21 protein-coding genes are annotated in these 20,888 nt (G+C 64.2%); 9 read left to right on the forward strand and 12 right to left on the reverse strand.

The window, feature by feature from the left end; translation table 11 throughout:
- Window positions 1-196 precede the first annotated feature (196 nt).
- The 8 genes from ACSSV4_RS00465 to ACSSV4_RS00500 all read right to left on the reverse strand — a co-directional run bounded on the left by ACSSV4_RS00465 (window position 197) and on the right by ACSSV4_RS00500 (window position 7,221).
- Window positions 197-919, reverse strand: coding sequence for a peptidase (locus tag ACSSV4_RS00465; protein ID WP_454272688.1), 723 nt, complete (start codon window positions 917-919; stop codon window positions 197-199).
- Between the two features lie 27 nt (window positions 920-946).
- Complete coding sequence (locus ACSSV4_RS00470) at window positions 947-1,744, reverse strand: transglutaminase family protein (RefSeq protein ID WP_454272690.1); 798 nt, start codon at window positions 1,742-1,744, stop codon at window positions 947-949.
- 3 nt (window positions 1,745-1,747) lie between these two features.
- Window positions 1,748-2,689, reverse strand: coding sequence for an alpha-E domain-containing protein (locus ACSSV4_RS00475; RefSeq protein WP_454272692.1), 942 nt, complete (start codon window positions 2,687-2,689; stop codon window positions 1,748-1,750).
- A 4-nt stretch (window positions 2,690-2,693) separates the two neighbouring features.
- Window positions 2,694-4,112, reverse strand: coding sequence for a circularly permuted type 2 ATP-grasp protein (locus ACSSV4_RS00480; RefSeq protein WP_454272694.1), 1,419 nt, complete (start codon window positions 4,110-4,112; stop codon window positions 2,694-2,696).
- Between the two features lie 132 nt (window positions 4,113-4,244).
- Complete coding sequence (locus tag ACSSV4_RS00485) at window positions 4,245-5,135, reverse strand: transglutaminase domain-containing protein (RefSeq protein ID WP_454272696.1); 891 nt, start codon at window positions 5,133-5,135, stop codon at window positions 4,245-4,247.
- Window positions 5,132-6,181, reverse strand: a complete 1,050-nt coding sequence (locus ACSSV4_RS00490) for a permease (RefSeq protein ID WP_454272698.1) — start codon at window positions 6,179-6,181, stop codon at window positions 5,132-5,134. The genes ACSSV4_RS00485 and ACSSV4_RS00490 overlap by 4 nt, the downstream gene beginning before the upstream one ends.
- A gap of 43 nt (window positions 6,182-6,224) precedes the next feature.
- Window positions 6,225-6,542: an ArsR/SmtB family transcription factor gene (locus tag ACSSV4_RS00495; protein ID WP_454272700.1), complete on the reverse strand. Its 318-nt coding sequence runs from the start codon at window positions 6,540-6,542 to the stop codon at window positions 6,225-6,227.
- Window positions 6,543-6,681: 139 nt separating this feature from the next.
- Window positions 6,682-7,221, reverse strand: a complete 540-nt coding sequence (locus ACSSV4_RS00500) for an NADPH-dependent FMN reductase (RefSeq protein ID WP_454272702.1) — start codon at window positions 7,219-7,221, stop codon at window positions 6,682-6,684.
- A gap of 183 nt (window positions 7,222-7,404) precedes the next feature.
- On the opposite strand from ACSSV4_RS00500, the gene ACSSV4_RS00505 reads away from it, so the two are divergent.
- The gene (locus ACSSV4_RS00505) at window positions 7,405-9,576 is read left to right on the forward strand and encodes a response regulator (protein ID WP_454272704.1); all 2,172 of its coding nucleotides are present in this window, start codon (window positions 7,405-7,407) and stop codon (window positions 9,574-9,576) included.
- Here the strand turns inward: ACSSV4_RS00505 and yaaA are convergent.
- The 3 genes from yaaA to ACSSV4_RS00520 form a co-directional block, all read right to left on the reverse strand.
- Window positions 9,564-10,325: a peroxide stress protein YaaA gene (yaaA, locus tag ACSSV4_RS00510; RefSeq protein ID WP_454272705.1), complete on the reverse strand. Its 762-nt coding sequence runs from the start codon at window positions 10,323-10,325 to the stop codon at window positions 9,564-9,566. The two genes, ACSSV4_RS00505 and yaaA, sit on opposite strands and share 13 nt — an antisense overlap.
- A gap of 35 nt (window positions 10,326-10,360) precedes the next feature.
- Window positions 10,361-12,397: a DNA helicase RecQ gene (gene recQ / locus ACSSV4_RS00515; protein ID WP_454272707.1), complete on the reverse strand. Its 2,037-nt coding sequence runs from the start codon at window positions 12,395-12,397 to the stop codon at window positions 10,361-10,363.
- A 77-nt stretch (window positions 12,398-12,474) separates the two neighbouring features.
- A complete protein-coding gene (locus ACSSV4_RS00520; RefSeq protein WP_454272709.1) occupies window positions 12,475-12,762 on the reverse strand; it encodes a YggT family protein in 288 nt (95 codons plus the stop codon).
- 130 nt (window positions 12,763-12,892) lie between these two features.
- Here ACSSV4_RS00520 and ACSSV4_RS00525 point away from each other — a divergent pair, with 130 nt between their 5' ends.
- The 7 genes from ACSSV4_RS00525 (at window position 12,893) to ACSSV4_RS00555 (ending at window position 19,323) form a co-directional block, all read left to right on the forward strand.
- Window positions 12,893-13,453: an acyl-CoA thioesterase gene (locus ACSSV4_RS00525; RefSeq protein ID WP_454272711.1), complete on the forward strand. Its 561-nt coding sequence runs from the start codon at window positions 12,893-12,895 to the stop codon at window positions 13,451-13,453.
- A gap of 55 nt (window positions 13,454-13,508) precedes the next feature.
- Window positions 13,509-14,891 (forward strand): MFS transporter, encoded by a 1,383-nt coding sequence (locus tag ACSSV4_RS00530; RefSeq protein ID WP_454272713.1) that lies wholly within the window; start codon window positions 13,509-13,511, stop codon window positions 14,889-14,891.
- Window positions 14,873-15,793: a penicillin-insensitive murein endopeptidase gene (gene mepA, locus ACSSV4_RS00535; RefSeq protein ID WP_454272714.1), complete on the forward strand. Its 921-nt coding sequence runs from the start codon at window positions 14,873-14,875 to the stop codon at window positions 15,791-15,793. The genes ACSSV4_RS00530 and mepA overlap by 19 nt, the downstream gene beginning before the upstream one ends.
- A 310-nt stretch (window positions 15,794-16,103) precedes the next feature.
- Window positions 16,104-16,526, forward strand: a complete 423-nt coding sequence (gene arfB, locus ACSSV4_RS00540) for an alternative ribosome rescue aminoacyl-tRNA hydrolase ArfB (protein WP_454272716.1) — start codon at window positions 16,104-16,106, stop codon at window positions 16,524-16,526.
- Window positions 16,527-16,590: 64 nt separating this feature from the next.
- The gene (locus ACSSV4_RS00545; RefSeq protein WP_454272718.1) at window positions 16,591-16,848 is read left to right on the forward strand and encodes a type II toxin-antitoxin system ParD family antitoxin; all 258 of its coding nucleotides are present in this window, start codon (window positions 16,591-16,593) and stop codon (window positions 16,846-16,848) included.
- Entirely contained in the window at window positions 16,845-17,153 is a 309-nt protein-coding gene (locus ACSSV4_RS00550) for a type II toxin-antitoxin system RelE/ParE family toxin (RefSeq protein WP_454272720.1), read from the forward strand. Before ACSSV4_RS00545 ends, ACSSV4_RS00550 begins: the two co-directional genes overlap by 4 nt.
- 142 nt (window positions 17,154-17,295) lie before the next feature.
- A complete protein-coding gene (locus ACSSV4_RS00555) occupies window positions 17,296-19,323 on the forward strand; it encodes an FAD-dependent oxidoreductase (RefSeq protein WP_454272722.1) in 2,028 nt (675 codons plus the stop codon).
- 6 nt (window positions 19,324-19,329) lie between these two features.
- On the opposite strand, the gene ACSSV4_RS00560 is transcribed toward ACSSV4_RS00555, so the two are convergent.
- Window positions 19,330-19,773 carry a DUF4399 domain-containing protein gene (locus ACSSV4_RS00560; protein ID WP_454272724.1) on the reverse strand — a complete coding sequence of 148 codons (444 nt, stop codon included), beginning with the start codon at window positions 19,771-19,773 and terminating at the stop codon, window positions 19,330-19,332.
- Between the two features lie 192 nt (window positions 19,774-19,965).
- Between ACSSV4_RS00560 and ACSSV4_RS00565 the strand changes: the two genes are divergently transcribed.
- Window positions 19,966-20,871, forward strand: coding sequence for a LysR family transcriptional regulator (locus tag ACSSV4_RS00565; RefSeq protein ID WP_454273375.1), 906 nt, complete (start codon window positions 19,966-19,968; stop codon window positions 20,869-20,871).
- Window positions 20,872-20,888: the final 17 nt, after the last annotated feature.

Raw genomic sequence — 20,888 nt, forward strand, 5'->3', positions numbered from 1 at the left:
GCGCTTCGGGCGGCAAATGATAATTTGAAACGAATGCCCAGCACTCTCGGCTTTGAGAGGCCGCGCGTTTTGAGTAGGGTCAAGAGGTCAGGGCCAGGATGGCCGAGACCCAATCGGTTACACGTGTGGTGCGTAGGGAGCACGTGGGGGAACGGAGGGTGTCGGCCAGGTGGCGGGCATCCTCCGTTCGGTTTTTCTAGCCAGGGGGCTCGGAATATTCCGGTAGGCTGTTCAGCGCGTCTTTCAGCGCCGCGCCCCAGGCTTCGGAGATATGGTGAAAATAGGGATCATCCCCCTGAATGCGCCCCAGGCGCCCCCGGCTCAGGCTATCTGTGGCATAGAAATGATAATCGAGCGGCGGCGCGACCCCGAGATTGGCCTTCATCGTTGAATCGAAACTCACCAGCAACAACCGCATCGCCTGCTCGAAGCTGAGCCCCGGATCATAGGCGCGCACTAAGATAGGCTTGCCGTATTTGGTCTCGCCGATCTGGAAGAACGGCGAATCCTCGGTGGTCTCGATGAAATTGCCCTCAGGATATATCAGGAACAGGCGCGGCGGCCCGCCTGCGATCTGCCCGCCAAGGATCAGCGTGGCGTGAAACGCCGAATCGGCCTTCATCCCGCCGGTTTCATGCGCCGCCACCACCTCGTGCAGGGTCTCGGCGACGATCCTTGCCGCCTGAAACATAGACGGTGCCGACAGCAGATCGGGATTGCGGTCGTCATGCGCCTTGGCCCGCTCATCCAGCTGGCTGATCACCGCCTGCGTGGTCGCAAGGTTACCCGAGGACAGAAGCGTCAGGCAGAGCCGCCCCGGCACCTCCCAGATCACCATCTTCCGATAGGTCGATATATTGTCTACCCCCGCATTGGTGCGGGTGTCGGACATGAACATCAGGCCGGTTTTCAGGGCCATGCCCACACAATAGGTCATCATGTGCCTTCACTGCTGAACAACCTTGATCTGCACGCCAAGCGTTTCTGACAGCCCGCCGATCCGCATGCCAGTTATCGGAGACGCATCGGAATAGTCCAGCCCCGTCGCCACCCGCACATAACGCCCATCGGGTGAAATCCCGTTCGAGACGTCGAACCCGACCCAGCCCAGCCCTTCGATATACGCCTCGGCCCAGGCATGCATCGCGGTCTGGTCGGTGGTGTCGTCCATCATCAGATAGCCCGAAACATAGCGCGCCGGATAGTCGAGATGCCGTGCGCAGGCGATGAAGATATGGGCGTGATCCTGACACACCCCGCGCCCGTCGCTCAGCGCGTCCTCGGCGCTCCAGGTGGGTTCCGATGCCCCGGTCTCATAGGCCACCGCCTCGCGGATCAATCCGCAGAGCGCGTGCAGCCGGTCGACATCGCTATCGGGGTCCAGCCTGCGGGCAAGGCCGCGCACCTGCTCGCGCGCCTCGGTACGCGGCGTGGCGCGACAATAGAGCCAGAGCGGTGCAGGGCCGCGATGTGGACCGACGATGCCGTGGGTGTCACTCACCTCGATCTCGCCCTCGCTCAGAACGTCAAGGATCTGCGTGTCCCGATCAAGGCTGATCAGTTCGGTGGTGTTGTGATGGTGATCTTCGAAACTCAGTTCCTTCTTGCCGCCGGTGATCGCAGTGCGCCAACTGATCACGGTCTGATGCGGCGTGGTCTTGGGCGTCTTGCGCACCTGTTGCAGGCCGAACCGCACCGGTTCGGCAAAGCGATAGCTGGTCACGTGGTGAATGGTCAGGCGCATGAATCACTCATAAAAGCGATAATCCAATTCGATCTGCCGGGCGAGGCCAGAGAAGGCGCCCAGCAATTCGGTGATCATCTCGTGCAGACCAAACTCGAAAATCTGGTCTATGTCATGCGAAAGATACTGCTGTTCGATCTGCGATACCAGCCGCAGCGACGGCCCCGGCTCGCGGTTGCCGCGATTGAGATAACTGAGGTTGTCGCGGATTTTGGAGGTGCAGAACGCAAGGCTGCGCGGCATCCGCTTGTCCAGCACCAGAAAATGCGTGATCTCGCGCGGCGCCAGCTTGGAGCCGTATTCCATCCGAAACCCGCCCTTGGCCGAGAGCGAGCGCAGGATGCTTTCCCATTGCACATTGTCGATGGAACTGCCCACGGCGACGGTCGAGGGCAGCAGCACATAGTATTTCACATCGAGAATGCGCGCGGTGTTGTCGCCCCGCTCAATAAAGGTGCCAAGCCGCGCGAAATCGTAGATCTCGTTGCGCATCATGGTGCCGTGGGTCATGCCCCGCACCAGCGCCGCCTGTTGCCGCAGCGCGCGCAGCACATTGGGCAGATCGCGTTCCCCGACCTTGCGCGCCAGGGTGTCGCGCGCGTGCATGTAGGCGGCGTTGATCGCCTCCCAGACATCGCCGGTCAGGGCGGTGCGCACCATGCGCGCGTTTTGCCGCGCTAATTCGATGCAGCACAGCACTGACGACGGGTTCTCGCGCGAGCGCAGCAGCCAGTCGATCGCGGCATCCTTGGTCACCGTCTCGTTGGCCGTCAGATAGGCATCCAGCACCGAGGCCGATTGCAGCACCGGCCGCCATTCCGCGTCGGGCTCATTCAGCCGGGTCAGTGCGATGCGTTGGCCGGTCTCGATCAGGCGCGCGGTGTTCTCGGCCCGCTCCAGCAGGCGATACATCCAGAAGATTCCATTCGCGGTCTTGCCCAGCATCGCCTCAGTCCTCCAGCACCCATGTGTCCTTGGTGCCGCCCCCCTGAGAAGAGTTGACCACGAGCGATCCCTTCTTCAGCGCGACCCGCGTCAGCCCCCCCGGCGTGATCCGGATTCCATCCGGGCTGACCAGAACATAGGGCCGCAGATCGACATGTCGGGGCGTCAGGCCCATGCGCGAAAAGATCGGCACCGTCGACAGGCTCAGCGTCGGTTGCGCGATGTAATTGCCGGGCCGCGCCTTGAGCTTGCGGCGGAAGGCCGCGATGTCGGTCTTGGTCGCGGTCGGCCCCACCAGCATGCCGTAACCGCCAGAGCCATGCACCTCCTTGACCACCAGATCGGCGAGATTGTCGAGCACATAGGCCAGCGAGTCCGGGTCCGAGCAGCGCCATGTCGGCACGTTCTGCAACAGCGGCCGCTCACCGGTATAGAACTCGACGATCTCGGGCATGTAGGAATAGATGGCCTTGTCATCCGCGATGCCGGTGCCCGGCGCATTGGCGATCGTGATGCCGCCGGTACGGTAGACATCCATGATGCCCGGCACCCCAAGCTGGCTTTCGGGGTTGAAGTTGAGCGGGTCGAGAAACTCGTCATCGACGCGGCGATAGAGCACGTCGATGGCCTTGTAGCCACAGGTGGTGCGCATCGCGACGCGCCCGTCCACGACCCGTAAATCATGCCCCTCGACCAGTTCCACCCCCATCTGATCGGCCAAAAAGGCATGTTCGAAATAGGCGGAATTGAAAATCCCCGGCGTCAGCACCGCAACCACCGGATCAACCCCCGCCGCAGGCGGCGCGCAGGCTGCAAGCGACCGGCGCAGGTTACTGGGATAATTCTGCACCGGCTGCACCCGGTTGCGCGAGAACAGTTCCGGGAACATCTGCAGCATCGTCTCGCGGTTTTCCAGCATGTAGCTGACCCCCGAGGGCGTGCGCGCATTGTCCTCGAGCACGAAGAATTCGCCCTCGCCGGTGCAGACAAGGTCGATGCCGACGATATGGGTATAGATCCCACCCGGCGGCGCGACCCCGATCATATGCGGCAGAAAGGCGTCGTTGCGGGCGATCATCTCCTGCGGGATGCGCCCGGCCTTCACGATTTCTTGGTTGTGGTAAATGTCGTGCAGAAAGGCGTTGATCGCGCGCACCCGCTGCTCGATGCCGCGCGACAGGCGGTGCCATTCGGTTCCCGACATGATGCGCGGCACGATATCGAACGGGATCAGCCGTTCCTCGGCCTCGGCGCGGCCATAGACGTTGAAGGTGATCCCGGTCAGACGGAAAATCTCCTCGGCCTCGCGCTGCTTGGCGCGTAAACGCTTGGGGTCTTCCTCGGCAAACCAGTCGTGAAAGCCGCGATAGGGCGCGCGTATCGTCCCCGCATTGCCCCACATTTCGTCAAAACAGTCCGTCATCCACAGTCCCGCGTCCAAAGAAGATCAGCTTACACCGATATTCTCACACCGCAACGGGGCTGTTTTTGAACAGGGAATGCAGGGCGCTGCGCGGATCACGCGAAAAAACGTGCGTTGGTGCGCGGCACCCGCCTAATTTCCGGGCAGCACGGACAAGAATTCCGCATGCCCCGGCGCGCGCGGCGCAGGGACCGGTCCGGGCAGGCTTGCGATCAGCGGTACATGGAGCCACGCGCCGTCCAGCCCCTCCCGCATCGGCTCTGACAGAAGTTTGAAACGGACCGTGCCGTCGTCCAGCCGATAGACATGCCCCATGGAATGTCCAAGCGCCACACGCCAGCCCGAGTGCGGATCAAGCCCCGGTTGCGTCGGGCCAAGCCCCGCCTTGATATGATGCGCGATATCCCATTCCAGCACCTCTCCCGCGTGACGCGTGACGACCCAGCAATGCGCGTCATCCGTCACGCCACCCTTTTCCGCCGGAAAGAAATAGCCATAGACATAACCCGCCTCATAGCCCGCCGCGCGCAGGCTCGCCACGAGATAGGTGTTGATGTCCACGCAGGACCCGGGCGTCGTGCCACAAGAGAGATAGGGCACGGCTTCGGTTCCGTCGTTGAACCGTATCTCGGGATGGGCGTAGGTGAACCGCGCCTCGGCCTCGGCCACCAGCGCGCGCAGGCCCGCCATGCCACCGCCCTCGCGGGTTGCCATCTCTTCGCTGGCTTGCGCCAAATCTTCGGCCGCGACAGTATAGGGCGTGACCCGTGGGGCAAACATCACCTCCGGATATCCCTGCCCCTGCGGCGCAGGCGCGATCTCATGACTCAGGGTCAGCACGCCGCCCGCCGCCTCGACCCACAGCGCCGCCAGCCCCAATTCCGCCTCCAGTGTCACGGCACATACCTCACCGCCGCTCACGGTCGTCCGGGCCACTGCGTCATGCGGACTGCTCATGCCTGCCGGAGCCAGCAGGCGGGTGCCGGGGGTCAGCCCGGCAACCTCGATTTCAAGCCGTCTCATGCGAGCGTCCACAGATGAAACAACAGACCGGCGACAAACGCCCCGCTCAGCGACAAGGCGATATAGAGCACGAAGACACGCGGCTTGACCAACGCCCAGACCGCAAACGCGGCGGGCAGCGAGGTCACGCCACCGGCCACCAGAAAGGCCAGTCCGGCACCCTGTGCCATGCCCTGCTCGATCAGCCCGCCGACCAGCGGCAGCGCGGCATAGCCGTTGAGATAGGCCGGCACGCCAACCAGTGTGCCAAGCGCAATCGGGCCTAGCCCGCTGCCGCCCAGAACCGAGGTGACGGTTTCCGCCGGAATAAAGGCCAGCATCAGGCTTTCGAGCAGAAAGGCCAGCGTCAGCCATTTGGTGAGGAACAGCGTCACGTTCAGCGCCTCGCGCCCAAACTTGGCCCGCCGCTCGGGCTCCTGCCAGAAGCGCCAGACCACTGGCTTCGGCGCGCGCAGCTTGGCCCCGCCGCAGCCGCCATTGCCGATTCCCTCGCGCAGCGGATCGCTCAGCCCGCCCGCGCGGGATATGACATGCACCACCGCGCCGCCAAAGACGCCGAGCCCCACCGCCGCCAGCGTCTTGGCGAGCGCAAATTCCAGTCCCAGAACACCCGTGGTCAGCACGAACATCGACGGGTCCATCACCGGCGAGGCCAGCCAGAACGCCATCACCGCCGAGAGCGGCACGCCCATTGCCAGCAATGCCGCGATCAGCGGGATCACCCCGCAGGAACAAAACGGCGAGAGTCCTCCGGCCAATGCCGCCAGCCCGATCATCACCACCGGCGCCCCGGTAAAGGCGCGCGCGATCAGGTTGTCGGCCCCGGTCGCCGTGGCCCAGGCCGCCACACCGATCGACAGGATCAGGAAGGGCGCGGTATTCAGCAGCGATTGCGCGGTAAAGCCAAGGCTGTCGCGCGCCTGCGCCGGATCAAGCAGCGCAACCACCGCAAGGATCAGCGCCGAGGCCAGCCACACCCGGTGATCCCGCCAAAGCGTGCGGGCCCATGCGGCGGGGCCGGTCGGGGAAAGGCTCGTGTCGGTCATATCTATATCTCCAGAATTCTGGTTATTTTAGGGTGCAAAAAACTCATGCCGCATCGTCCTTGGCCTGCAGGGTGACACCAGCACAGCATTCCGAGGTCAGAAACCCCAGCACGCGCTGCATCGCCGCGTAATCCACGCTGTTGAACACCTCGCGCCCCTCCTTGCGCTGCACCACCAACCCGGCCTCGACCAGTGTCGAGAGGTGATGCGCCAGCGTCGAGGGTGCGAGCCCCAGATGCGCGCCGATATCGCCGACCCGCAGCCCGTCATGCCCCGCCTTGACCAGCAGGCGAAAGATCGACAGGCGGGCGTCATGACCAAGGGCGGCCAGCGCGCGGGCATTGGGGCTTGTGATACTCATGGGATAAATATAACTAATAATCCGGTTTTGTCGAGTATTTTTCACAACGTTTCCGGAAGTTGTGAGAGTGACCCGGAACAGCCATAACACAGCGGCCGCTCCGGCCCATCAGGCCCGATCCTGTTCCCCGCAGGCCCGCCTAAACCACCTCAGCGCGCAGCTTCTCCATGCGTTCCGCCAAAAGCTTCTGCGAGGTCTCGTCTTTGAGCCGCCCATCCTCGTCAAAGGCATTCATCGCGCCCGCGATCAGCACGGCGGTGCCGGGGATGAGCCGCGCCTGATGCTGAGTGAGGCACGAGAGCGTCATGAATTGCGCCGTCTCGCCCCCCGTGCGCCCGGCCGAGGCCGACACGACCACTGTCGGCTTGTCCTTCATCGGCCATCCCGGCACCTGGCTGATCCAGTCGAGCCCGTTCTTGAGCACCCCGGTGATACCCTTGTTGTATTCCGGCGAACCGACCACGATCGCATCCGCGTCCTTGATCTGTTGCACGAGATGCTGCACCTTTTCCGGCACGCCTTCGGCCTCTTCCAGATCGCCATTGTAAAGCGGCAGGTCGAGATCGCCCTCGATCACCTCCGCCGGGCCGAATGCCTCGGCTGCCTGAGCCAGCAGCATGCGGTTGTAGGAGCCCTTGCGCAACGATCCCGAGATCGTCAGCAGTTTCGGATGTGCCATCTTCGTGTCCTTTTCTGTCGGATTGTTTCCCGCGACAAACTGGGGCGGTGCGGCGGGTTTGGCAACTGCGATTGCCCGCACACGCGCTGTGCGATGCGAAACTGGCACAGCCGTCTTAACCCCATCTTCACGACGATGCCGGATTGTGTGGCCGATCACGGTCCGGCATGGCGGAGGATGGGCATGAGCCTTGCCAACAAGCTGGCAGAGGAACGGCGCGCGCGCCTCGCCGCCGAGCATTTGCTGGAACAGAAGCAGGCGGAACTGCACGCCGCCAACCGCAAGCTGGGCAAGCACGCGCGCGCCCTGTCGCACGAGGTGCACGAGACCCGCGCCGAGGTGCGCACCGTGCGCGAAGAGAACTTGCGCGTGAAATCCGATCTCACCGTCGCGCATCAGAAGGTCGAGATCGCCGAACGCCGCCTCTGGCACTCGATCCAGACGATCGAGGACGGATTCGCCTTCTTCGACGCCGATAGCCGGATGATTGCCGCCAATGCCGCCTGGTTGGCGGTGTTCGACGGTGTCGAAGTGGTGAAACCGGGGGTGAGTTATATCGAGATTCTGCAAATCGTCACCGAGGAAGGGATCATCAATATCGGCGAACTGACCCCGGCGCAGTGGCGCGAGCATATGCTCGACCGCTGGCAGAGTCCGGCCCCCGAAACCGAGGTTCTGCGGCTGTGGAACGATCATTACATCCGCGTCACCGACCGGCGCGGATCGGGCGGGGACATCGTCAGTCTGGTACAGAACATCACCGCCACGATCCGCTACGAAAAGGAACTGAAAGAGGCCCGCCGCCGTGCCGAGGCGGCAAATCGCGCGAAATCCGCCTTCCTTGCCAATATGAGCCATGAGATCCGCACGCCGATGAACGGGGTCGTCGGCATGGCAGACCTGCTGATGGACACTCCACTGACCGAGGAACAGCGGCTCTATGCCGCGACTATCCGCAATTCCGGCGAGGCGCTGCTGGTGATCATCAATGACGTGCTGGATTATTCCAAGATCGAGGCCGAGAAACTGGTGCTGGTCGAGGATGCCTTTGATCTGGAGCGTTGCATTCAAGAGCTTGTCACGCTGATGCAGAGCGATGGGCGCCGCAAGGGGCTCGATCTTCTGGTGGATTACGATCTGTTCCTGCCGACGCGATTCAGGGGTGATGCGGGACGGGTCCGGCAGATCATGACCAATCTTCTGGGCAATGCGGTGAAATTCACGCAATCGGGCCACGTGCTGGTGCGGGTCACCGGCGTGGTGCACGAGGCCGGGCAGGCGGCCGATATCCATGTCACGGTCGAGGATACCGGGATCGGCATCCCGCCCGACAAGATCGAGCACGTGTTCGGCGAGTTCAACCAGGTCGACGATGCGCGCAATCGCAAGTTCGAGGGCACCGGCCTCGGCCTTGCGATCTCGCAAAAGCTGGTGCGCCTGATGGGCGGCACGATCTGGGTCGAATCGACCCCGGGCGAAGGCTCGGTGTTCGGGTTTTCGCTCCGCTTGCCCATCGTGGAGCCGACGGAAGGCGAGTTACCGCGCCTGCCGGGCAGCCCCGGCCGCGCCCTGATCGTCGAGCCGCAGGACGCCTGTCGCGCGCTCTTGCAACGCCAGCTTGGACAACTGGGCTTTGACGTGATCGCCTGCCGCAGTCCGGCAGAGGCGCTCGACCGCGCCGGGGACGGCGTCGGCCTCGTCGTGACCGAGCACTCAATGACCGGAATGGACGGGCTGGAACTGGCCGAGGCGCTGCGCGAGGCCGGTCATGACATGCCCATCCTCCTGCTCAGCCAGACTGCCGGTCAGGCCGAGGCCGAGCCGGGCCGCAGGTATCTTCATGCGGTGCTGCAAAAGCCGGTCGCCCGGCAGGAGTTCCTGCGCAGCGTCGCGGAGATTTGCTCGGGCGGGTCAGGGGCTTACGAACCGCCGGATCGTCTGATGCGGGTTCTGGCCGCCGAGGACAACAAGACCAACCGGCTGGTGTTCTCCAAGATGGTGCAGACGCTGGAGATCGAGTTGGTCTTTGCCGAGAATGGCCGCGAGGCCGTGGAACTCTACCAGAGCTTCGCGCCCGATCTGGTCTTCATGGACATCTCGATGCCGGAGATGGATGGCAAGGAGGCCACGCGCGCGATCCGCGCGCTCGAAGCCGGAACCGGGCGGCGCGTGCCCATCGTCGCCCTGACCGCCCATGCGATGACCGGCGACGATACCGAGATCCTCGCGGCAGGGCTGGATCACTATCTGACCAAACCCTTGCGCAAGGATGTCATCCTCGCCCGCATTCAAGATGCCTGCCCGCCCGACGCCCGCGCGCCACAGCCAGCGGCGACAACGGCTCAGGCCGGATAGTCGCGCAGGAACACCATTCTGTCACCCTCCGACATCTCGGCGCTGTAGCGGTAACCGCCGGTGTCGAAGTCTTTCAGCGCCTGCGGATCGGTCAGCCGGTTCTGAATCACGAACCGCGCCATCGCACCGCGCGCCTTCTTGGCGTAAAAGCTCACGATCTTCGGCGTGCCCGCCTTTTCCTCCATGAAAACCGGCGTGATCACCCGCAGATCGAGCGCCGCGCGGTCCACCGCGCCGAAGTATTCCTGGCTCGCGCAGTTCACCAACGTCTCGGTGCCGATCTTGCGCGCCTGTGCATTCAGCGCCTTGGAAATCCGGTCGCCCCAATAGTCATAGAGCGTGCGGCCCCGGCCGGTCGCCAGCCGACTGCCCATTTCCAGCCGGTAAGGCTCGATCGCATCAAGCGGGCGCAGCAGCCCGTAAAGCCCCGACAGAATGCGGAAATGATCCTGCGCCCAGGCCATTTCCTCCGCGTCCAATGACCCCGCCTCCAGCCCCTGATAGGTGTCCCCCGCAAAGGCGAGCGCGGCGGGCTTTTCCTCCATCGTGCCGAAATCCGCAAAGCGGTCGGCATTCAGCCGGGCAAGGTTCTCACTGATCTTCATCAGCTTTTGCAGATCGCCCACATCGAGGCCCCGCGCCACCTGCGCCAGATCCTCCGCCTCGGCGCGAAAGGCTGGCCGCGTCGGCGCAATACCCTCGACCGGGCTCATATCCATCTTCTTGGCGGGCGAGACGACAACCAGCATGCGCGAAATCCCTGTGTGACAGCGTTGCGGCAGACTTAGTCCGCCATGCGCAGAACGTCCAGAAAGGCCGGGCCAAAGCGTTCGGCATATTTCTCGCCGATCAGCCGGGCCAGCGCATCACTGTCGCACGGCCGCTGGCTCGCCACCCGCGCCAGCAGCGAGGCCGAACAACTCAGCGGCTTGTCGATGCCCTCGGGCCCGCGCGAGAGCCGCGCCTGCGCCTCGATCAGCTGGTCATAGACCTCGCCCGCCGCGCGTCCCGCCAACTTGCGCCGAGTGGGATGGAGCTGCTCTGCCTCGCCGTTGATCACCTCCAGAAAATCCGCGCCATAGCGTTCCAGCTTGGTGGCCCCCACTCCCCCGACCCGCGCCATCGCATCCAGATTGGCGGGCCGCGTCTCGGCCATCTCGATGAGAGTGCGGTCGTTGAAGACGATATAGGCAGGCACCCCCGCCGCCTCGGCCAGCGCGCGACGCTTGGCCTTGAGCGCCGACAGCAGTGGCGCGTCCTCCTCCGACACCAGTGCCTTGACGGCAGGGCGCGGCGTGCGCTGCGCCACCTCGCGGCGCAGGCGGATCGGGGTTTCCGCCCGCAGGATCGGGCGGGCGGCCTCGGTCATCACCAATGCACCATGCCGTTCAGGATCGGGGCGCACCAGATCATGCCCCATCATCTGCCGGAACACGCCCTGCCAGCCGCGCTTGTCCATGTCGCGGCCCACGCCAAAGGTCGGCAGGTTGTCATGCCCGCGCGCGCGCACTTTCTCGGTCGCATTGCCCATCAGGATGTCGATCAGATGTCCCGCGCCAAACCGTTCCTCGGTCCGCAGGATCGCCGACAGCGCCTTTTGCACCGCCTCCGTCCCGTCAAAGGTTTCGGGCGGCATCTCGCACAGATCGCAATTCCCGCAAGGCTCTGCCGCCTCGCCGAAATAGCGCAGCAGCGCCACCCTGCGGCACTCCAGCGCCTCGGCCAGACCCAACAGCGCGTTAAGCCGCCCGTGATCGGCCATCCGCCGTTCCGGCGGGGCCAGCCCCTCGTCGATCTGGGAACGGCGCAGGCGGATATCGTCTGGGCCAAAGAGGGTCAGCGTCTCGGCAGGCGCGCCATCGCGCCCCGCGCGGCCGATTTCCTGATAATAGGCCTCGATGCTCTTGGGCAGATCAGCATGCGCCACCCAGCGGATATCGGGCTTGTCCACCCCCATGCCAAAGGCCACCGTCGCCACAACGATCAGCCCGTCCTCACTGTTGAAGCGATGCTCCACCTGACGGCGCGCCTCTGCCTCCATGCCGCCATGATAGGCGCAGGCATTGTGCCCCGCCTGATCAAGCGCCTGCGCGAGGCCCTCGGTCTTGGCGCGGGTGCCGCAATAGACGATGCCCGACTGCCCCTTGCGCGCCCCGGCAAAGCCCATGATCTGCTGGCGCGGCCCGTCCTTGGCGGCAAAGGCGAGGTGGATGTTGGGCCGGTCGAACCCATGCAGGAAGATCTGCGGCGGCTGCCCGTCAAAGAGCTTGTCCACGATCTCTTGCTGCGTCTCCGCATCGGCAGTGGCGGTGAAGGCGGCGAGCGGCACGTTGAGCGCGCGGCGCAACTCTCCGATGCGCAGGTAATCGGGGCGAAAGTCATGGCCCCACTGGCTCACGCAATGTGCCTCGTCCACGGCAATCAGGCTCACACCGATCCGCCGCAGCATCCCGAGGGCGGCCCCCGAGGCCAACCGTTCGGGTGCCATGTAAAGCAGCTTGAGCCGCCCAGCCTCCAGCGCCGCCCAGACCTCTGCCGTTTCCTCTTCGGTATTGCCCGAGGTCAGCGCCCCCGCCTCGACCCCCGCCGCACGCAACCCCCGCACCTGATCGCGCATCAGCGCAATCAGCGGCGAGATGACCACCGTCACCCCATCCCGCAGGAGCGCAGGCAATTGGAAACACAGGGATTTACCGCCCCCCGTGGGCATGATCGCAAGCGTGTTGCACCCGGTGGCGACAGTGTGCACGATCTCTTCCTGTCCGGGCCGAAACGCATCGAACCCGAAGACATCGCGCAAAAGCGTGGCAGCGCTCGGCATGGCAGTCCTGTAAGATTTTATTTATCTGCTCTTACAGTCAGTGTTTCACACCAAGATTCGGTGAACAAGACCCCGGATCAGTAAAACGCCGCCGCGTTGTTTCGCAGAATGATCTGTAGCGCATAGACCGCCACCAGCACCACCAGCGGCGCCAGGTCGATGCCCGACATCGGCGGCAGGAATTGACGCACGCGGGAATAGATCGGCTCCAACAGGCGGTTGAGCCCGTACCAGATCTGCGCCACGAATTGCTGTTGCAGGTTCAGCACCTGGAAATTGATCAGCCAAGACATGATCACATGCGCAAGGATGAAGAACCACAGGATGTCGAGCAGCAGCATCAGGATCTGGAAAAGCGATTGCATGGGCAGTGGTCCTCTGGGTCTGAAACGTCTTTCCACCTAAGCAAGCCCGTACCCGAGCGCAAGCCTGACGCGCAGTCGCAGTTGACCGCGACGGTCAGGGGTGGCAGGCGCGGGCCAAAGGAGACCCGCCATGTATCCCGTCCTGCGCCTGATCTGGCAGCTTTACAAACACCGCAACTCCCCCGCCCTGCCGGTCACCGGTCTGCATGTGTCGCAGCATTATTGCCTGCCCTGGGATATCGACCTGTGGATGGAACTCAACAACGGGCGCACGCTCACGCTCTACGATCTGGGGCGCATTCCGCTTGCCGGGCGCATCGGGCTGATCAAGGTGCTGCGCCGCAAGCGTTGGGGCCTGACCATCGCAGGCGCAAGCGTGCGCTACCGCCGCCGCATCCGCATGTTCGAACGGATCGAGATGCGCTCACGGCTGGTCTGCTGGGACGAGAAATTCCTCTATCTCGAACAATCCATGTGGACGCCCGATGGCCAATGCGCCAACCACATCCTCTACCGCGCGGCGGTGACCGGCAAGGGCGGGATCGTGCCCCCCGCGACTGTGCTGGCGGAACTCGGGCACGACGCCGCCCAGCCGCCACACCCCGACTGGGTTCGCGCCTGGATCGAGGCCGATGCCACGCGCCCCTGGCCCCCGATGCAAGACCCGGTACAGGACGTCGTGCAGGAATAGCTTGCACCCACGCGCCTGCCGCGCTCATATCCCCCAAAGGTTGAGCGAGGCAGGTATGAAGGGCATTTCCAAACGCAAACGCATCTGGGGCTGGTTCTTTTTCGACTGGGCCAGCCAACCCTACCACACCCTGCTGATCACCTTCATCTTCGGCCCCTATTTCGCCTCCGTCGCTTCCGATCACTTCATCTCCACCGGGCTAAGCGAAGGCGTCGCCGACGCCCGCGCGCAGACCCTCTGGTCCACCGGCCTGACCATCAGCGGCCTGATCATCGGCCTCGGCGCGCCGATCATGGGGGCCTTTGCCGACACCACCGGGCGGCGGCTGCCGTGGATCATCGTGTTTTCACTGATGTATGTGACCGGGGCCGCGGCGATCTGGGGGATGACACCGGACGGCGCGAACCTGTGGTTCGGGCTGGTGGCCTTCGGCATAGGCTTCATCGGGGCGGAATACGCGTTGATCTTCATCAACTCGCAACTGCCCTCGCTCGGCACCGCCGATGAGGTCGGTGCGCTCTCCGGCTCGGGCTTTGCCTTCGGATATGCGGGCGGGGTGCTGTCGCTGCTCATCATGCTGGCGCTCTTTGTCGAACAGCCAAGCGGCAAGACCCTGATCGGTCTCGACCCGGCCTTTGGCCTTGACGCGGCCGCGCGTGAGGGCACGCGCTTTGTCGGGCCGTTCACCGCCCTCTGGTTCGCCGTGTTCATGATCCCCTATTTCCTCTGGGTGCGTGATACCGGGCCTGCGGGCACGGGGCGCGGTATCGGCGATGCGCTCGGGCTGCTGGTCAAGACGGTCAAGGGGCTGCGCCACCGCCTCAGCCTCACCACCTATCTCGGCTCCTCGATGTTCTACCGCGATGCGCTCAATGGGCTTTACGGCTTTGGCGGCACCTATGCGATCCTCGTGCTCAACTGGTCGATCACCTCAGTCGGGATCTTCGGCATCATCGGCGCGATCTCGGCGGCACTGTTCAGCTGGGTCGGCGGCAGGCTCGACACCCGATTCGGCCCCAAGCCGGTGATCATCACGGCGATCTGGGGTCTGATCGCGGTCTGCATCATGGTCGTCGGCATGGACCGCAGCCAGATCTTCGGCATCCCGCTGGCGCCCGGCTCCACCCTTCCCGACGCCATCTTCTTCGGCTGCGGCGTGCTGATCGGGGGCCTTGGCGGCACGCTTCAGGCCGCTAGCCGCACGCTCATGGTGCGCCACACCGACCCCGAAACCCCCACAGAGAACTTCGGCCTCTACGGCCTCTCGGGGCGGGCCACGGCTTTTCTTGCACCGGCCCTTATCGGGCTTGTGACCTCGCTCTCGGGCAGCGCGCGGATCGGCATCTCACCGGTGATTTTCCTTTTCCTGATCGGCATTGTGCTGCTACGCTGGGTCAAGACGGAAGGGGACAGGGATCAATGGGCCGGATCGTCATAACAGCCGCACTTTGCCTGGGCCTCGGGGCCTGCATGCAACCCAAGCCCGAGGCCGAGGCAACCGGCATCGTCTCCAGCCAGAGCATCCCTGCCGCGATGCAGGGCGTGCAGGCCAAACAGCTTTTCGGCGCGCAAGGGCAAGGCTCCGAACACGCGCCCGCCGCCTTTGGCAGCTATGCAAATGGCTGCATCGCGGGGGCCGTGGCCCTGCCCGAGACCGGGCCCACATGGCAGGCCATGCGCCTCAGCCGCAACCGCAACTGGGGCCACCCCGAGACCATCGACCTGCTGCAAAAACTCTCGCGCAAGGCCGCAGCGCAACCGGGCTGGAACGGCATCTATGTGGGCGATATCAGCCAGCCGCGCGGCGGCCCGATGCTGTCGGGGCATCGCAGCCACCAGATGGGCCTCGACGCCGATATCTGGCTGCGCCCCGCCGATAACCTCGCCCTCAGCCGCACGGCGCGCGAGAATATCTCGTCGATTTCCATGCGCCGGGCCAATGGTGCCTATATCAACGGCAACTGGACCCGCGCGCATCACGAGATCGTCAAGGCCGCCGCGCAAGACCCGCGCACCGCGCGCATCTTCATCTTTCCCGGGGCCAAGACCCAGATGTGCCGCGATGAGACCGGTGACCGCACATGGCTGCGTAAGATCCGGCCATGGTGGGGGCATCACTACCATTTCCACGTCCGTCTGAACTGCCCCGACAACGCCCGGGCCTGCGTGGAGCAGGCCGCCCCCCCGCCCGGCGATGGCTGCGCCGAGGCGGAGCAGTGGGTGCGAAACATCCTCAACCCACCGCCGCCCGTCCCGGATGCACCAAAGCCCAAGCCCCGCCGCGAGCTGACGATGGAGGACCTGCCACGCCAATGCGTGGCCGTGCTGCAAGATCAATAAATCAGCATCCTGCGTCAAAATCTTCATGCGCCACATTATTTTGTTTTGACAACAAGCAAAAATATGGCAGGCTTGGCTCAGGTTCAACAAAGCGAAAGGAGGTGGTCCAGTGTCTATAGAGGTATTGGAGCGAGGTGTCGGAACAGTTCGGGAGGCCGCCGTCTAGGGCAGCCCCGAGGCGAAAGCCACCCGGATTGGTGCGCCTAACCGGCACACCTCCGTAGCTTCTAGAGGGCCGTTCCCAACCGGGGCGGCCCTTTTGAATTGCCACGCTTATCACTGATCAACACGTCATCAACGGGACCGCCCCATGCTGAGGATCACCGACCAGATCGCCATCGAGGATTGGGAGCTGACCGAGCAGTTCATCCGGGCCTCCGGCCCCGGCGGGCAGAACGTCAACAAGGTGGCGAGCGCGGTCGAATTGCGCTTCGAGGCCGAGCGCTCCCCCAACCTGCCCGGCCCGGTCAAGGCCCGGCTCAAACGGCTGGCCGGCCGCCGCTGGACCAAGGAAGGCGCGCTCGTCCTGCACTGCGACGAAACCCGCAGCCAGACCCGCAACCGCGACATCGTGCGCGACCGGCTGGCAGACCTGATCCGGCAGGCCCTGGTCAAACCCAAACGCCGCATCCCGACGCGCCCCACCCTCGGCGCCAAGAAACGCCGCCTCAAGTCCAAGAAGGTCCGCGGCGAGGTCAAGGCATTGCGCGGTCGCGTGGACGGCGAAGACTGATCCCGCCAGCGCCAATTGATCCGGATACCAATAATTGGTATAGTGCGCGCAAAGGAGTCAGCCCATGCCCCGCAACACCTCGGTCGTGCTCAGCGACCACTTCAACGACTTCATCGCCCGCGCCGTCGAAAGCGGCCGCTACGCCTCGACGAGCGACGTCCTGCGCGCGGGGCTGCGGATGCTGGAGCGTCAGGAGGCGGAACTGGAGTTCGACCGCCTGAAAGCCACCCTTGAGGAGGCCGACCGGCAAGCGGCGAACGGCGAAGCTCTGGATGTCGATCTGGAAAGCTTCCTTGCCGCCAAGCGTAAAACCTCAGCGTGACGGAATTTCGGCTGACACGCACAGCGGTGGCCGACCTCGATGATATCTGGGATCATTCAAAGGTAACATGGGGCGAACAGCGGGCGGAAAGCAATGTCACGGAGATATTCGCCTGTTTCTCGCGCGCGGCCGCCGCTCCGGAAACAGGGCGCGATCGGTCCGTCTTCGTGCCGGGTGCGCGGTCGCTGCCGGTTGGTCGACATCTTGTCTTCTACCGCATGGTCGGACCGGACGTCGTGATCTTGCGCGTGGTGCATGAGCGGCGCAACTGGGCGGCCCTCAGTTTCGCAGACGATCAGGACTGACAAACACCCGCCCCGGCTTCTTCTTGTCTAAAATACTCAAACTCCAGGACGCAGCCCCGCCTCCCCCCCCGGTAACGCAGCGTTCACGCGTGACAATCGCGCCCGCCTGCGGCATCACTTGGAGAAGCCAAGGGAGAGAGCCATGACCGATTATCCGCATCTTCTTGCCCCCCTCGATCTGGGCCATGTCACGCTCAAGAACCGTGTGCTGATGGGCTCCATGCATACCGGGCTGGAGGAAACGCGCGACTGGAACCGGGTGGCCGAATTCTACGCCGCGCGCGCGCGCGGCGGCGTCGGCCTCATGGTCACCGGCGGCATGGCCCCCAACCGCGAGGGCGGCGTGTTTCCGGGTGCTGCGGGCCTCTTCACCCCCGAAGATATCGCCAATCATCGCATCGTCACCGACCGGGTGCATGACGCGGGCGGGCTGATTGCGATGCAGATCCTGCATGCGGGCCGTTACGCCTATGGCAAGGAATGCGTCGCCCCCTCCCCCGTCAAGTCGCCGATCTCGCCTTTTACCCCCAGCGAACTCGACGAGGACGGAATCGAGAAGCAGATCGCCGATATCGTCACGGCGGCGGAACGCGCCCGCGAGGCCGGGTATGACGGGGTCGAGATCATGGGCTCCGAAGGCTATTTCCTCAACCAGTTCCTCGTCACCCACACCAACAAGCGGACGGATCGCTGGGGCGGCTCCTACGAGAACCGGATGCGCCTGCCGCTTGAGGTCGTGCGCCGCACCCGCGAGGCCGTCGGCCCCGATTTCATCCTGATCTACCGCCTCTCGATGATCGACCTCATCCCCGAGGGCAGCACCCATGCCGAGGTGGTGCAACTGGCGCAGGAGGTGGAGCGCGCAGGTGCGAGCATCCTCAACACCGGCATCGGCTGGCACGAGGCGCGGGTGCCCACCATCGCCACCTCCGTCCCGCGCGCGGGCTGGGCCTGGGTCACGCAGAAATTGATGGGCAAGGTGGGCTTGCCCCTCATCACCTCAAACCGGATCAACACACCGCAGGTGGGTGAAGACCTGATTGCGCAGGGCGTGGCCGACATGGTCTCGATGGCGCGCCCGTTCCTCGCCGATGCGGATTTCGTCAAGAAGGCGGCGGAGGGGCGCGCCCGCACCATCGCCCCCTGCATCGCCTGCAATCAGGCCTGCCTCGATCACACGTTTTCGGGCAAGCTGACCACCTGCCTCGTCAATCCCCGCGCCTGCCACGAGACCGAACTGGTGGTCGGCCCGGCGATCGAGATCAAGCGGATAGCCGTTGTCGGCGCCGGGCCTGCGGGCCTCTCGGCGGCGATCACGGCAGCGGGGCGCGGCCACAAGGTGACGCTCTTCGATCGCGCGCCTCAGCTTGGCGGCCAACTCAACATGGCCCGCGTCATCCCCGGCAAAGAGGAATTCCACGGCCTCGTCGACTGGTTCGAGGTGATGGTTCAAGAGACCGGCATCGCGGTCGAGCTGGGGCAAGATGTCGGGCCGGATGACCTCGCAGGCTTTGACGAGGTGATCATCGCCACCGGGGTGATCCCGCGTGACCCGGGTATCCCCGGCCAGGATGGCCCCAACGTGCTCAGCTATATCGATGTGCTGCGCGGGAAGGCACACGTAGGCAAGCGCGTCGCCGTGGTGGGCGCGGGCGGCATCGGATTCGACGTGTCCGAGTTCCTCGTCCATGAGGGCGAGAGACCGACAGAGAACCTGTCGCTCTGGCGCGAGGAATGGGGCGTGGGCGATCCCGCAGAGGTGCGCGGCGGGCTGGCCCCGAAGGGCCCGCAGCCAGGGCCGCCCGCCCGGGCGGTCACGCTGTTGCAGCGCAAGGCCGAGCGCCCCGGCAAACGACTGGGCAAGACCACCGGCTGGATTCACCGCGCCGCCCTTCGGATGAAGGGCGTCGAGATGCTGAGCGGCGTCAATTACGAGCGCATCGACGCACAGGGCCTGCATGTCAGCTTCGGAGAGGCGCGGGAAAACCCGACGCTGATCGAGGCCGATACCATCGTGCTCTGCGCCGGGCAGTTGAGCGAGCGCAGCCTTGCCGTTGCGCTGGAGGCCGAGGGCGTGACGTGCCATGTCATCGGCGGCGCGGATGTCGCCGCCGAACTCGACGCGAAACGCGCGATTGATCAGGGCACGCGGCTGGCCGCGACGCTCTGAGGCGGCTTACTCCACGGTGATCGTGATCACCTCCGACACAACCGGCGGATTGTGCGGCACGTGGTTCATGTCGCCCACAACCAGTTGCAGCGTGTGCTGCCCTGGTGCCAGATCAAGGCTCACCTGCGTCTGACCGCCGCCGAAATGAATGTGGTTCTCATCGGCGGGCAGGCTGGTGTTCAACTCCTCTGCCCCGCCCGGCCCTTCGCCCAGGGGCGGACGGTTCACCAGCACGTGGTGATGGCCGGTATTCTCCTTCTCGGTCCCGGCAGGCGCCACGCCCATGCCTTTGAGGCCAAAGACCACCGTCACCGGCGCCCCGACCGTCGCGCCGTCCGAGAGGTTGACGAAATAGACAACTGCCCCTTCAGGTGCGGGCGTATCTCCGGCAAATACGGGGCCAGCCAGAGAGATCAGGCCAGCGAAGATCAATGTATAAACACGTTTCATGATGAGTCCTCCTGACCGGACAGTAGCACAGGTTACGCCACATGGTCGTGTTTCAACACTCACAGCTTAGTGTTTCCGCGTTTCCCCATCGGGAACGATCCTCGGAATATCAAGATATTGTCGGGCATACGCCCCAGTTGTGCCCGATTTATTGGGCAGAACAGGCCCTGACACGCAAGAAGAGGTATGAGTATGGATCGCCTGACGGAAATGGAGGCCTTTGCCACGGTGGTGGATCAGGGTGGGTTCACCGACGCCGCCCGCAAGCTGGGCATTTCGAAATCCGCCGTGTCCAAGCATGTCTCGTCATTGGAGGCCCGATTGGGCGCACGTCTGCTCAACCGCACGACACGCCGCGTCAGCCCCACCGAAATTGGCCTCGCCTATTACGACAGGGCGCTTCGTGTTCTCAATGATGCAGGTGAGGCGGATGCGCTGGTAAGCTCGATGCAATCCGATCCCTCGGGCCTCTTGCGGATCTCGGTCGCCACCGATTTCGGCGTCAATCATCTCAGCCCGATCCTGGGGTCTTTCCTGGACGAATTCCCCGACATCACCGTCAACATGGTGCTCAACAACCGCTATGTGGAACTGATCTCCGAAGGTTTCGACATGGCGATCCGCATCGGCGAGTTGGAGGACAGCACGCTGCGCGCCCGCAAGCTAACCGAGACCACCAAACGGATGATCGCCAGCCCCTCCTATTTCCAGAAACACGGGCGGCCACAGAAGATCGACGATCTGAACGAGCACAAGCTCTTGCATTACTCGAGCCAGGCCGGCAACGCTGTCTGGAAGCTGACCGCGCCCTCGGGCGAGAAGCGTCAGGTCCGCACGGCGGGCGGGCTGAGCGTCAACGATGGGCAATCGCTGCTCAATGCCGCGATTTCCGGGCTCGGGATCGCCTATCTGCCCTCGTTCCTTTATGCCAAGGCGATGACGCAGGGGCTGGTCGAGGATGCGATGCCCGACCTGCCGGTCGAGATGCAGGGCATCTACGCGGTTTACCCTCCGGGGCGCTTCACACAGCCCAAGGTCCGCGCCTTCATTGATTTTCTGGTGCATCAATTCGCCGACAAGGGGCCGGTGGACTGGTAAGTGTAACGCGGGTCGCG

It is taken from the genome of Roseovarius sp. MBR-154 (genome assembly GCF_053628595.1).

Bases quoted from the DNA above. Each gene is read 5' to 3' on its own strand.
- ACSSV4_RS00545 (WP_454272718.1), top strand. From the start codon at position 16,591: ATGCCCCGCAACACCTCGGTCGTGCTCAGCGACCACTTCAACGACTTC.
- ACSSV4_RS00470 (WP_454272690.1), bottom strand. From the start codon at position 1,744: ATGCGCCTGACCATTCACCACGTGACCAGCTATCGCTTTGCCGAACCG.
- ACSSV4_RS00525 (WP_454272711.1), top strand. From the start codon at position 12,893: ATGTATCCCGTCCTGCGCCTGATCTGGCAGCTTTACAAACACCGCAAC.
- ACSSV4_RS00505 (WP_454272704.1), top strand. From the start codon at position 7,405: ATGAGCCTTGCCAACAAGCTGGCAGAGGAACGGCGCGCGCGCCTCGCC.
- mepA (WP_454272714.1), top strand. From the start codon at position 14,873: ATGGGCCGGATCGTCATAACAGCCGCACTTTGCCTGGGCCTCGGGGCC.
- ACSSV4_RS00565 (WP_454273375.1), top strand. From the start codon at position 19,966: ATGGATCGCCTGACGGAAATGGAGGCCTTTGCCACGGTGGTGGATCAG.
- ACSSV4_RS00490 (WP_454272698.1), bottom strand. From the start codon at position 6,181: ATGACCGACACGAGCCTTTCCCCGACCGGCCCCGCCGCATGGGCCCGC.
- ACSSV4_RS00495 (WP_454272700.1), bottom strand. From the start codon at position 6,542: ATGAGTATCACAAGCCCCAATGCCCGCGCGCTGGCCGCCCTTGGTCAT.
- recQ (WP_454272707.1), bottom strand. From the start codon at position 12,397: ATGCCGAGCGCTGCCACGCTTTTGCGCGATGTCTTCGGGTTCGATGCG.
- ACSSV4_RS00500 (WP_454272702.1), bottom strand. From the start codon at position 7,221: ATGGCACATCCGAAACTGCTGACGATCTCGGGATCGTTGCGCAAGGGC.
- ACSSV4_RS00520 (WP_454272709.1), bottom strand. From the start codon at position 12,762: ATGCAATCGCTTTTCCAGATCCTGATGCTGCTGCTCGACATCCTGTGG.
- ACSSV4_RS00530 (WP_454272713.1), top strand. From the start codon at position 13,509: ATGAAGGGCATTTCCAAACGCAAACGCATCTGGGGCTGGTTCTTTTTC.
- arfB (WP_454272716.1), top strand. From the start codon at position 16,104: ATGCTGAGGATCACCGACCAGATCGCCATCGAGGATTGGGAGCTGACC.
- ACSSV4_RS00480 (WP_454272694.1), bottom strand. From the start codon at position 4,112: ATGACGGACTGTTTTGACGAAATGTGGGGCAATGCGGGGACGATACGC.
- yaaA (WP_454272705.1), bottom strand. From the start codon at position 10,325: ATGCTGGTTGTCGTCTCGCCCGCCAAGAAGATGGATATGAGCCCGGTC.
- ACSSV4_RS00485 (WP_454272696.1), bottom strand. From the start codon at position 5,135: ATGAGACGGCTTGAAATCGAGGTTGCCGGGCTGACCCCCGGCACCCGC.
- ACSSV4_RS00475 (WP_454272692.1), bottom strand. From the start codon at position 2,689: ATGCTGGGCAAGACCGCGAATGGAATCTTCTGGATGTATCGCCTGCTG.
- ACSSV4_RS00555 (WP_454272722.1), top strand. From the start codon at position 17,296: ATGACCGATTATCCGCATCTTCTTGCCCCCCTCGATCTGGGCCATGTC.
- ACSSV4_RS00465 (WP_454272688.1), bottom strand. From the start codon at position 919: ATGGCCCTGAAAACCGGCCTGATGTTCATGTCCGACACCCGCACCAAT.
- ACSSV4_RS00560 (WP_454272724.1), bottom strand. From the start codon at position 19,773: ATGAAACGTGTTTATACATTGATCTTCGCTGGCCTGATCTCTCTGGCT.